12 protein-coding genes are annotated in these 12,056 nt (G+C 47.6%); 6 read left to right on the plus strand and 6 right to left on the minus strand.

The window, feature by feature from the left end; all coding sequences use genetic code 11:
- Positions 1 to 224: 224 nt before the first annotated feature.
- Positions 225 to 812, plus strand: a complete 588-nt coding sequence (locus A3750_RS07320; protein ID WP_068451599.1) for an LON peptidase substrate-binding domain-containing protein — start codon at positions 225 to 227, stop codon at positions 810 to 812.
- A gap of 11 nt (positions 813 to 823) precedes the next feature.
- Here A3750_RS07320 and A3750_RS07325 read toward each other — a convergent pair whose 3' ends face one another.
- The 5 genes from A3750_RS07325 to A3750_RS07345 all read right to left on the minus strand — a co-directional run bounded on the left by A3750_RS07325 (position 824) and on the right by A3750_RS07345 (position 6,719).
- Positions 824 to 2,191: a bifunctional DedA family/phosphatase PAP2 family protein gene (locus A3750_RS07325; RefSeq protein ID WP_068548141.1), complete on the minus strand. Its 1,368-nt coding sequence runs from the start codon at positions 2,189 to 2,191 to the stop codon at positions 824 to 826.
- A gap of 20 nt (positions 2,192 to 2,211) precedes the next feature.
- Positions 2,212 to 3,198: a GGDEF domain-containing protein gene (locus A3750_RS07330; protein WP_068451593.1), complete on the minus strand. Its 987-nt coding sequence runs from the start codon at positions 3,196 to 3,198 to the stop codon at positions 2,212 to 2,214.
- Positions 3,188 to 4,249: a GGDEF domain-containing protein gene (locus A3750_RS07335; RefSeq protein WP_068548142.1), complete on the minus strand. Its 1,062-nt coding sequence runs from the start codon at positions 4,247 to 4,249 to the stop codon at positions 3,188 to 3,190. Before A3750_RS07335 ends, A3750_RS07330 begins: the two co-directional genes overlap by 11 nt.
- Positions 4,250 to 4,332: 83 nt before the next feature.
- Positions 4,333 to 4,605: an EscU/YscU/HrcU family type III secretion system export apparatus switch protein gene (locus A3750_RS07340; RefSeq protein WP_068451586.1), complete on the minus strand. Its 273-nt coding sequence runs from the start codon at positions 4,603 to 4,605 to the stop codon at positions 4,333 to 4,335.
- Complete coding sequence (locus A3750_RS07345) at positions 4,602 to 6,719, minus strand: flagellar hook-length control protein FliK (protein ID WP_068548143.1); 2,118 nt, start codon at positions 6,717 to 6,719, stop codon at positions 4,602 to 4,604. Before A3750_RS07345 ends, A3750_RS07340 begins: the two co-directional genes overlap by 4 nt.
- Positions 6,720 to 6,867: 148 nt before the next feature.
- Here A3750_RS07345 and A3750_RS07350 point away from each other — a divergent pair, with 148 nt between their 5' ends.
- From A3750_RS07350 to A3750_RS07360, 3 genes are all read left to right on the plus strand, one after another.
- The gene (locus A3750_RS07350) at positions 6,868 to 9,264 is read left to right on the plus strand and encodes a hypothetical protein (protein ID WP_156498471.1); all 2,397 of its coding nucleotides are present in this window, start codon (positions 6,868 to 6,870) and stop codon (positions 9,262 to 9,264) included.
- 218 nt (positions 9,265 to 9,482) lie between these two features.
- Positions 9,483 to 9,845, plus strand: a complete 363-nt coding sequence (locus A3750_RS07355) for a DUF805 domain-containing protein (protein WP_068451577.1) — start codon at positions 9,483 to 9,485, stop codon at positions 9,843 to 9,845.
- An 84-nt stretch (positions 9,846 to 9,929) separates the two neighbouring features.
- Positions 9,930 to 10,439: a hypothetical protein gene (locus tag A3750_RS07360; RefSeq protein WP_068451574.1), complete on the plus strand. Its 510-nt coding sequence runs from the start codon at positions 9,930 to 9,932 to the stop codon at positions 10,437 to 10,439.
- Between the two features lie 3 nt (positions 10,440 to 10,442).
- Here the strand turns inward: A3750_RS07360 and A3750_RS07365 are convergent, their stop codons facing one another.
- Entirely contained in the window at positions 10,443 to 11,183 is a 741-nt protein-coding gene (locus A3750_RS07365) for a 2OG-Fe(II) oxygenase (RefSeq protein WP_068451572.1), read from the minus strand.
- Positions 11,184 to 11,470: 287 nt separating this feature from the next.
- Between A3750_RS07365 and A3750_RS07370 the strand changes: the two genes are divergently transcribed.
- Positions 11,471 to 11,689, plus strand: coding sequence for a hypothetical protein (locus A3750_RS07370; RefSeq protein WP_068521463.1), 219 nt, complete (start codon positions 11,471 to 11,473; stop codon positions 11,687 to 11,689).
- Positions 11,690 to 11,824: 135 nt separating this feature from the next.
- The coding region (locus tag A3750_RS25315) for a hypothetical protein (RefSeq protein ID WP_197474951.1) at positions 11,825 to 12,056 on the plus strand (232 nt) is incomplete at its 3' end.

The raw sequence follows: 12,056 nt of genomic DNA on the forward strand, positions 1-12,056 counted from the left end.
AAGTGACGAATAATACGTGTTGAGTTTGTTGGGGGCTTAGCTTATCAGAAATCTTTCTCGGTAAGCAGCCATCGACGTTAAGAGCGGCGCAAAATCCTGTATTTTGCGATTTACTCTTGGCGGATCGAAAGGTGATCGCCTATCCTGTGCTCAAGAACTCGCTGTCGTCATTTTGCTTCTCTTTAGCAAGTTTTTGAGCTTATGTTTCTAACAAGGTGTTTTGGATGAATGTGCCTCTATTTCCTTTAAATGCAGTTCTATGTCCGGGGGGGAAACTTCCGTTGCGGGTTTTTGAGCCTCGCTACTTGGATATGATAAAAAATTGCTTAAAAAGCGATAGTGGCTTTGTCGTTGTACTGCTGAAGTCTGATTCTCCAGAGAGTTTTGGTCTGCCGTTTTATGAGCAAGGTACTTTAGCAAAGATCGTAGATTTTGACGCAGGCAGTGACGGAGTGTTGCATATCATTGCTGAAGGTCGGCGTGCAATTAGAATCGTTAATGCGGATTTAGCTGAAGATGGTCTTTGGCGGGCGGAGGTGTCAGAAGTTGGTTATCCCGAAGAGGTTGCGCAAAATGTCCCGGTACCCGATAAATACGAAGAGCTTCGGCAGGTTTTGAAGGCCTTGGTTCAGCACCCGAGTGTGAACGACTTAAACTTGATGATTGATTTTGAAGATAGCCAGCAAGTCGGATTTCGTCTGACGGAGCTGTTGCCCTTGGAGAATCCGCAAAAGCAATATCTATTCGAACTAGACGATCCTATTTACCGACTCCAAAAAATATCCGATCAGCTGGCCGAGCTCTCTTCTTGAGTCATGTTTGTTTAGCGCACTGAATAAAACCGCATTGCTGTATCAAACAGAAGGCTTTGGTAGAGAAGTGACACCAAGAGAATACTGACTAAAATTTGCCGCCAATTTGCCTGAGGAACTGCTTGCTCCGAGGGATTTTGATGCAGGCATTTTGCGTCGCTCAACGAAGAGAAACGAGATCCAAGCCACAGTGCCGCGCTAACAATTGCGCTTCCAAGCAGCAAGCCTGCTAAAACATCGCTTAGCCAATGAACGCCCAGCAAAACGCGCGAACTCGCGACCAGAAATATGACGCATATAATGATGGAGCGAATTGCGTAATGCACCTTCTCTTTAGTGTGTAGAATTAATCCAGCGAGCGTGCCTGCAAAAATTGAGAAGCCGCTTGTGTGTCCGCTGGGGAACGATGCGGTGCTCAGTTTTCCGACGACTAAATCCGGTCGGGATAGATTCAAGCCATACTTTAATAGGTGGGTGCAAATGCTGGCACTTATGCCTGCTAATGCTAACCTCATCGCCAGCTTTGATTGTTTTTGAATTAACAATAAAACGACACAGATCAGAAAGAGCAACGTGAGCAGTAACTGATCGCCAATTAACGTAGTCGCGACGAGCAGCGCATCAAGAGTATCGTTACGCAAAGCGCTGACAAGCGAAAACAGCCATACATCCAGGCGGTCAAATGCTCCCAGTATGACGAGGCTCGTGATTGTAAGAAAACCAATTATGGAATAGCTAAGGTTTGCGAGAAGAACATGCTTCTGCTTAAAGGGGATCGATACGAGTTTCAGCGTAACAAGCCATGGTAAGGCTGTGAGTATCAGACAAACGACAAGCCAAGCACTCAAGCCCGCATGTTCATTTGCGAAGGCATTTTGAGAAAATTCGGCTCCAAGGTATCCCGGCAATATGTAAGCTGGAGCCCAAGCGCAGGCAGAGAGAATATTAATGGTAATGAATTTCGCTGAGGGCATTTGCAGCATGCCTGCGGTGAGCGGTAATACGGGACGTAAAGGCCCGACAAATCGGCCTATGACCACGCTGATGGTGCCATACTTATTAAAGAAGCGTTCTCCTTGAGAGAGCGCATCAGGGTAGCGAGAAAACGGCCAGACGTTTGTGAGCCTGTCATGGAAGGCTCGACCAATAAAAAAGCTCAGCACATCGCCGGCGACCGCGCCTAAGAAGGCGGCAATTAAGACGCTTTCTACAGGGATGTGACTGAGGCTTGCAATTGCTGCGATTGAAAATAGCAAGGCGACGCCCGGTACGACGATGCCAGCAATTGCGAATGATTCAACAAATGCGATGACAGCAACGGCAGGGAGGATGAGACTCGAGTGCTCCGCAAGCCAGAGATTTAGTTGGGCTAGGTCCATTTAATGCAAATCAAGGTGTGTTAATCGTGAAGCATAACTCGATTATGGCCATTGCGATGAGCCTCGGCTAGCGCAGTGTGCGCACTTTGAAGAACCTCGGACGCTGTTTTTTCGCCTTTACTCGGGAGGTAAGTGCAGCACCCCAAGCTAACGGTAATGCTTTCGATGGTAGGCCATGAGCTCTCTTCAATGGTGCGGCGGATGCGCTCCGCTATGACCAGTACGCCTTCCTCGGGTGTGCAAGGTAGTAAAAGGTAGTAGCGCTGCTCTGCATCAAAGTACTGGCTATCGCCCGCCCGAATCATGCCTTGAAGTGTATCAGCCACCTGTTGCAGCAATTGCTGCTTAGCGGTGAGGCCATGCATGTCCTCGACTTGTTCGAAGTAGTCAATCTCGAGCGCTACCATCGACAATGGTTTCTCGGTACGTCCCGAACGGCAGATTTCTTTGGTTAGTGTATCTTCTAAGTGCCGCATGTTATATGCACCCGTGACCGGCTCATGAATTGCGAGCTCGACGAGCGTGCGACTGCGCTGTTGGTGTAGCGCGGCGAAGGTTCCACCAAATGCCATCATAAGTAGATAGCTAGTACAAAACATAAATGCATTAAGCAGTGGCTGTTGCAAAAATAAGAGTAAGGCGAAACAGCAAAGCACAACAATATTGAGGATGCGCGCTTGTTTTAGGGGCAGGGCAATGTAGGTAAACAGGCCCAGAGGAATAACCCAGTACATCATATCGGCCGCGCTGCTTAGTCCCTGCCACATCACGATAAAAAGTACCGTGCATAGCGCAGCTAAATTGGCCCGCTCAAGGTTAGTGATCTGATAAGCGAACTTCGTGTAGCAGGCGATACCCAAAAAAATCAGACTGATCAGACTGGCACTGTAGACTAACTCATACATGCCATACCTGTAATTCTGGACTCCAAGAACGGCCATTATGATGGCCGCGAGTAGATAGAGGATTCCAATAACTTGGCTTTGTAGCTGAACTTCAGTCTTCATCGCTCGACTCCGCGCTAGCGTGTGCTTTCAGATCTCGCTCGTGAATAAGGTAGGATTGATCGCCTCCTCGTTGCCGCGATTTTTCGAGTGCGGTGCGCGCGTTTTGTAAAAGCGAGAGGCTATCATCGCCAACATTGAGGCTTGCGATTCCCATGCTTGTGGTTACGTTGGTTCCACCTAGCCGAACCTGCTGCTTGATTTTGATCCGCAATGAGTCCGCAATTTTGACTGCTTGCTTGGAGTTTGTATGAGGCAGGACAACCAAAAAGTGGTGCTGTTCTAAACGATAATAGCTATCAAAAATACGTAGATTGTTATGTAGTAGTTTGCCGATTTCTATCTGTGCAAGGTCATGATCTTTGTTGGTGAAGGTTTGTGTTGTTGAATCATCAAGGCTAATTGCAATGAGGCTAACGTCGCTCCCTTCCCGTTCGCTGCGTTGAATCTCTTTCTCAAGGTCCTGGTCAAGATGCTGTCGAGAGGCGGCATCGCTGAGATTATCTGTTCGACGCAGAGGCTTGAGCTGACGGCGTCGAAGTTCTCTCAAATAGACCAAAGCGCATGCTGCTCCCAGGAATAAAACGTAGTTTGGTACGGCCTGAACGTATACGAGTGGCGAATCATGCCAAGCGATTAGGCCAACCGAGAGCAGGCTTGTAGCGATTAAGATTGGAACGGCTACTCTAAACTCGAAAAAGAACATGAGCATGAGCGGCAGGGTGTAGATCCAAATGCCACTCTGGCGCGGAGAGGCCCATAAAATGGCTAAAGTCAGTATAGACAGAATGATCGATAGCTTTCTTGGCGTGCTTGCTTCGGGGCTCTCATTGGCCTTGCTTGTGGCTCCAAACTGATTGAGCCTCTGGGTTATTTTTGGCGAAAGGAGCTTACCTAAACGAGATAGAACAAGCAGTATTGTAAATCCGGCAAGCAGCAGTGCGAGTGCAAACTGGCCCTCGATCAGACTGAGCACGGAGCTAAGCCCGCTCATCAGGATCGCGGCCGCATATGCGGGAGAATGGGTTAGTGTCGTGTTATCGGGTTGAGACATGTTTTAAAGTTTGTGCTCGCAGAGCTTCTAGTTATCGCATAATCATAAACCCAAAGTGGGCTTCTTGCATGGTTTGATGTCGACTATTCCGAAAAATCTTTTGGAGTGCGTCCCTGAATATAAAATGCAAAGGCGATAATTTCAGCAATCACCCTGTATAAAACGTCAGGTATTTCCTCTCCCAGCTCTAGGCGGGCCAATACCGCAACTAAGTCTGGGTTTTCGTAGAGCGGTACGCCGTGTTCTCTGGCAATCTCCATGATTTCGCGAGCGATGTCCCCCTCTCCGCTTGCGACGACTTTAGGGGCGTGTTCTTCGTCGTAGTGCAGCGCAACGGCTTTCGGCAGGTGATTCATGCGTGTATGTCCACTAGGCCTTGTTTAATATGTGCTTTATGCTTTCGCTCGGGTGCACCAATGTGACACGTTGGCGGCTCGACCTCTAAGCCCGCTTCTTGCAAGCGTTTGATGAACAGTGCTTGCTCTCCAGCTACAATGGTTTTTGCCTCGTTATTTGCAACCCAAATCTCGGTCTTCAATTTTGGTGGCGCGAGCTCTGCCTTAATATGGAGTGGGCCGATACCTTCGAAGTCAAAGCTCAGCTCGATCGTCCAAGATCGTTGCTGATCAGGCTGCTCTTCATTGGACTTAGAGTGCTTCGCTTGATGTTGATCGATTCGCAACTGAAGGGTTTGAATTTGTTGCTCATGAAAATAAGGCAGCTCCATGTTCCAAGATTGAGTTGTTCCGCTGTCAGCATTTGCCTGCGCTTGCAATAGACTGTTCGCTTGATTGAACTGAATGCGGTTAAGCATGCCCGCAATGAGCTTCAGCATTTGTCCCGTCGTCAGTTCTTGGTCGGCCAACATTGCCTGGGCCTTTAAAACGCTTTTGTCGAACTGAGGAAAATCAAAAGGCTTGTTGAGCAGCGTTGTTTCAAGCGAGCCTCGTAGATCAAGCTTCGACTCTCCTGCTAGATTGGACGTATTAGTGTCTGACAACGCGGCTTTTAGTCCGAGAGCAACACTTTGCAGCAAGGCCTTCAGATCTGGCGGGATTGAGTGTGTTAGCGGTAGTTGCTGAAGTGCGACCTCAAAGAACGCTTGAGTGTTGATACCTTGTGATGTTCCACTGTTTTTTGGAGAGTAAGTAGATAACTGCGCAGCAAGTTGTGAGAGTGACGAAAGCGCTTTCTGAGAGTAGTTTGTGTAGTTAGTGAGCGCTTGCTCCATTGAGAGTTGCATTCGCTCGTTAGACAAAATCTCTGGGGCATTTCCTATCGAACGGAACACCTTCATGATTGTCTCGGCTGAACTATTTATGGCTTGCAGTGCGCGTTGGTACCCTTGCAACGTATCGGTGATTTTGCCGGGAGCTTGGGCGCTATCTAGTGCCTGCAAAAGTTGCCCAATTTTTGCGCCGGAATCCGCAAAGCCTGCTTGTTGCGCATTTAAATAGTTCAACATTGCATCGGCGGCCCTGATTAGGTTCTCGCTACTTTTAGCGCCGCTCTGATCGGCTAGGCTTATTGCCTTCCAAATGATTGCGAGATCGGTGCTTTGTGTTTTTAGTGCTTTGATAGATGTGCTTAGTTGCACTAATTGAGTCGCTTCGAACATGATGCCACTACTTTTAATCCAGCTCTCAACCGTGTTTTGTAAATCAGTGCTCTGCGCAGGACTCATGCTCTGACTTTTGTTCGAGAGCATGGCTGCAGCGAGCGATTTATATAGCTGGGCAAGGGTGTCACTATTTGGGATGCGCTCTTGAGTAAGTACGATGATGAGTTTTGCTATTAGCTGAGCTGAGGAGACCGGTCTTGCTTGGCCGCTGGGTATTTCAGAGGCATTCGTTAGGCTGTTAAACCCTGAAGAGAGACTCGTTTGCTGCGGTAAGGCCCGAGTGATCGCTTGCCTGAGGAGGTTTTCGATCTGGTCTTTTGGTTGCGCATCAGCTGCGGCCGCTGGATTCGTCACTGCGATTCCGCCTTGGCTGTTAAGGGTGACGGCGAGAAGTTTTCCTGAATCTAGGTTTGATGCTGTTTCTACTACTAAATATTTATTTCCGATCTGTAGCAGCCATTCTTTCGGCGCACCTTGTTGGCGGGCCTCATTGGGATTGTTTTGAAATCTTTCTGGTGTTTTGAGTGCCTCTTCTAGGCTTGCTAACTTTTTTGGGGGCTGGTCTTTTCTGGGAAGCTCTACATCCTTTCCTATAATCAAGGCATTCTCTTTCAATTCGCCAACGACTTTTGCCGCTACTTGCTCGCCGACCGGAAGTGCCAGCGCGTCAAGTGGTACGGCATTGCTTGCGATGGACGGGAGGTTTGAAAGAGGTACGCGTTGAAAGTTTGAATTGGTGTTGGAGCTGGTTGTTGTTCCCGCTCTGGCAGGACTTTTTACTGGCGTAATCGATTCCGTTGCGCTGACTTTGCTGCTTGACGATGGAATTGGCTGTTTAGGTATGTCCAAGTCAGACCTCTAATGCCGATTGCTTCGCTAACCCATCATTGTTTGTGTGATAACGCTCGCAATAGCCAGTGTTGTCGCTTATTTAAGCGCTTAATGTCGATATAATAGCCGAGTTTTCTGGTCAGAATCTAACAACAAGGGAATATCCGTGCTGCGTAAAGCTCATACTCTGCGTTTTTTGAGAATATGTATACTCGTTGTGTCGAGTGTTTTTATTTTTGCCTGTGCAGACGTTGCTGACCTCCAAGAGCCTCCTGAATTTGATTTGCCGACGACTCCTCCGAATATCAAAGATGAAGAGCTTGATCCATTAAAAGAAGTGTTTTTTGGCTTGTATGGCTGTCAAACCTCTCCTGAACTATCCATCTTGAACTACGATCCGCAACAGGTGATTGAGGAGTCAGGATGTGATTCCAATATTGTCACGGAGGGTTCGAATCCGGATCAGTTATTCGAGATGAGTGATGGCATGTACCAGTATCTTGATACCGAGATAGATGCCTCGATGTCCAGAGAACTTCTTGTATTTGCAAACAAGGGCGGATTGTTTCAGGTAGATATGGTCGCGAATAGTGCTCGACGTCTGACGAGTTGGAACGGCGAGATTTGCCGGATCATCCCAAGTACTCGTTACGAAGTCGTGCCAGTGGACAATACAACGGATGAGATCTTTGAACTAGACGCTCCATTTGTCTACGTGGAAGTGGTTTACGATACCAGCGTTAACGATCCATGTTCGAATGTGAGCGTGTTCCGCAATTATTTCAAAGTGGCGATGAACTTTGACGAAAACGCAGATAATGTCGATATTTGCGTTTCAGAGGAAGGTGGCAAAAGTACAGCATCCGACTGTAAGACAAAGCAAAGGCCGGCTGTGTCGGAAGCAAAAGCGTTAAGTCAGCCAGTCGTTGCATATGTGGGAGCAGATGGCCTTTTTAGATACGGTTATTTAGGTTGGGGCAGAGACGATAATGACCAGAGAACCCTGAACTTTTGGGATGAGAATGGCGCGTTACAGTGGACGCAACAGCGTGCCCTGGAGTCATTCGGTTCGGTCTTCGGTACGGAGGGAGTATACCCTTATCTTTTCGATGTTAATGCGTTAGAAGATACACATCATTTATTGCAAATGGGTCGTGATGTGTTTGTTTTTGAAGGGCATGAGCTATTTGGCGCAGTAGATACAGATACCTTGTTTTCTGATCGCGTGTACCAGCTTGAGGAAAGCGCTGGGGATGTTGCGAAAGTCGAGTTTGTTTTCGACGATAACGACCTCGTTTTCTTTGATGCCGGGAAATTTTTCCACCTTGATTATACCTTGGGTTCAACCGTGCCCACGCCGGTTAAAACCTACGAGTTTGTTACAAGCCTTGAAAGTACCGTAGAGGCGACAACAGATGATTTCGAATTTTCTCAGTTTGAAACTCAGGATTGCCGCTATGATGCTGATGAGACGGCATGTGATGCAGCGAATGATGTAGGCGGTACATCTTGGCAGGTGACTACCGGGTGTGACGTCGGGTTAGGGTGTAGTTTTCCAGTCGATTTGACCGATTACTGTGTAACCGCAGCCGAACAAGTTCAGAATACGCCAGTAGAAGATTTGTGTACGCCAGAGAGATATCAGGATCTAAATGAACTCGATGATCCAGCAAACGACGTCGCATTTACCGCATTTCTGCAGTACTACGCGGATCATATGAGGGATCTCGATTTTCAGATTTATGATAATAAATTGCTGATGAACGTCCGCTTGTCGGAGAGAGATGCTCTCGTGCTCTACGATTATAATCAGCCAGCGACGGCTCCAGCGACCGTCAGAGAGAGTCTATTGCTAGGTAAGCGGCTTGTGCAATCCATAGCAAAGCCGATTATTCAGGACGATAATATTTATATCACCTCGAATATCCTCGGTTTGAAAACCAGTAACATCTGCTACAAAGGTTTTTCTCCAGTACAGTGCAATTTCGCGAAGCTTGAGGAGGGCACGTCTGAAGAATGTACTTCGTTCGATATCAATGCGGGAACTTGTCGCGAAGGTAAGTACCTTTTCGAAAGCCGAGCCTTGTATTGTTCGGCCACAGACATTGCGAATGAGGTCTGCATAGACACGAACCAAATTAACCCAAAGACTCTCCAGGTAGAATCTGCAACGCAAGATGCGAAATGGCTGCCTGTGATCAGCATCGATGATGTAAACGGTTTACAGAGAGAGATACGGGTGTTGGTTAGCGAAGATCGTCAGTTTTCTAGCAACAGTCCTTCCCAGAGTTACACCAAGGACGAAGGGGTTTTAGGAAACCCAAAAATGTATAAGTTGGATGCACCTGGATCAAGAACGTTGAGTTCTATCTCTGAAGGTCAGTTGCAAGGAGTTGTCGAGTCAGTGCCGGGATCGATGGTGCTTCGGGATAGCGAAGGTGCTGTTTCGTTAACCGCGGAAGAGTTTGTTGGCGGTAGCTCTGTGCGACAACAGGATGAACTGTACATCAATGAAAATATGGATCAGATTATTCGCGTTACTGGCTCCAGAAGACAGCAATAGTCTCTGTCTGGGCGTATCCATTCCTGCTCGCAAGGGGCATGCGCGCTTCATGCCTTAACGCAATCGGTTACGCTCTTTGCCCATGGTGCTCGCCGAGCTAAGGTGCAAGCGGATTTTTCTCTCAAATGTCGACCCCTTTCACCTTGAAGCATCGCTTCAGCCCCTATTCACCTTTAGTTGAGCTATGATTCTTACAAGCAAAAACCAAAGGGGTATGTATGAATTGGTATTTAACAGTACTTAAAAAATACGCTGTGTTCGAGGGAAGGTCGCGCCGAAAAGAGTACTGGTTTTTTGTGCTTATCAGCACGATCGTCGGCTCGTGCTTTATTATGATTGATAGACAAATGGGTAACTACGATCCGGAAACACAGGTAGGCTTTTTACATTCTCTATACAGCTTGCTCGTGTTGCTTCCGACGGTCGCTTTGTCTGTGCGACGCTTGCATGATACTGGCCGTTCCGGCTGGTGGCTGCTTTTGTTGTTTCTACCCATTATTGGTTGGATTGTTCTGTTAATTTTCTACGTTTTGAAGGGAGATGAGGGGAGCAATCGTTTTGGACAAGATCCGGTAGCGTGAGAGCTTGGTGGCTTGCGTTGATTTGCATGTTCCCAAAACACGCTAGTCTCATGGGGCGCAAAAGGGTTTGATAGGAAGTAAACGGTGTCGATAGGAAAGAGAAAGGCGGTTCTGATTGCCGCTGTCGCTTCAGTAGTAGGAACGGCCGCAACGATCATTCTGGTGCTCAAGTTTTCCTTTGCAAGCATTCTTGCCGGTTTTGGGCTTGCTGCAGTGGATGCACAAGTTCTAAGCAAATTGAAAACCTCTCAGCGAATTGTGAGCCAGGTAAAAAAGCGAAATAAATCAAAACGTGCGAAGGCACATACGCGATTTTTAAAGCGAACTGGAAAGAAGCTCGTTGTCGGATCAGCCGCGGCGTTAAGTTTTGGAACCGCCGCGGTGGTGGTGACGACCATTGGTCTTGAGGTAGAGGATTACTGCGATTACTTAGAAGATCTGGAAAACGAGCGTGCGCTGCTAAATTTGCAGCAATCAGAGTTCGATATGCAAGCGTGTGCTGAATCTGCAAAAGAAGATATGGATGCGCTCGCCGAGCATGCAACCTCCGAGGGTAAGAAAATGCTTTTGGACACCCTCGGGATTGAAGGGTAGCGGCTAGCTTCTCATCATAGGGACAATGCTTCTAGGTTGAGACACCCTTGGTGTCCCTGGGAATGCTCCCCAGCTCACCAATGCAAATTTCTTTCCTTGCTCAATGGGGAGCGACTCATGGGAAAACACGTGGTTGGAAGGAAAGATCACGAGATCACCGCGCTTGGGCTGGTATTCGAAATTCAATCCATTAAATTTTAGTCTACCGCCAACGTAGTCATCATTTAGATAAATCAGCATGCTAAAGTCACGGTCTATAAATCGGTAGAATTGTTTGGCTTGTTGGCAGAAAAGGTCTGAGTCAGCATGCATGCCGTACTTTCCACCAGGTCCATAGCGGAGCAGCTGGGCCTCTTCAAACCACTGAGCAGAAATGCCGCCCGAAAGCTGAACCACGTGCTCTGCGCATGCTTTTTTAAACCACTCGTTCGCGAGTTGGCGTTTCTTGCCCAAATCTACGTTCTGAGTGACGCGGCTTTCGTGACGTTTGAAAACGCGCTTGTTTTCGGTCGACTTTTCCGAGTCAACGACGGTCAGCCATTCTCGTTTTTGCTTCTCAGCGAAGCGAAGAAAACTATTGCACTCGGCAGCGCTTAAGAAATTATTGACCACTTTAATATTGCTTGGTGGGGCTTTTTCTTCGCTGTCTTTGCCGCAGCATTCGCCAAAGAGCTTTTGCGAACGGCAGTAACATGGCTTCGTAGTATCGAAATGAAAAGTCGGTACGTATGCTCGTTGTTGCATGGTTTATCCCTAGTAAATACAGCAGCGATAAATCGCTATCTAAATGGAAAACTTCAACCAAATTTTCTGTGCAGTGTATAGATTGCGTTTTGTATTGGAAGCGTTTGCTTTTGGTTTCAGCGTTCTACTGATGAAACAAAAGAATGGTTTGATGTTATGGAGGCTTCTTTATGGAACAGAATGTTGCGCCACTGCACTAATGGAGTGAGAGGTATGCATGCTTTCAACGCTTCTGGTGTTAAGCTAAATCCAAATCGAATTTCAGATGCTGTGAGCGAAGCGGGTCGATGAAACCAAAATGTGGCGAAGTGGATAACGCGAAAATTATCAAAGCGGGCTGTGGCACGCGGTATGACCCAGAACAATTGGGCGATCATTCCGGATTTGATTTCAGTGCTGCGCCGCAATTAAAGCAGTGCGCTGCGGAGCCTTTTAACTTAGAGGTGAGCGGTGGCTCGATCGAAGAGCCAAATCGCCTCGATAAACGTAACAATCCGAAAGCATAGTCTGGAAGACGATACATGGTTTCTCTGCGCGCAATCATCAGATTTTCGCTCATTCTGTTGCTGAGTTTCTCCGTCAGCAGTTGCTCTACCTTTAGCTTTTTCTTTGAACGATTGCCTTGGTTGAGTTCTTGGCAAATGTCCAGAATGTTTGATTTGACCGATGAGCAAGAGGTTCAGGTTGAGCACGTTGCCGAGCAGATGAAAATTTGGTTTGAAGAAGAAGGGTTCCCGCATTTGCTTGTTGATCTCCAAGCAGCGAAGCAAGAGTGGAGCGAGAGTGCTTCTTCAGAGCAGATTAGCGATCTGTTCGATACCTTGGAGTTTCACAATGCGAAGTTTCTCAATGAGCTCGCACCGCGACTTGCCC

The organism is Oleiphilus sp. HI0079 (assembly GCF_001635105.1).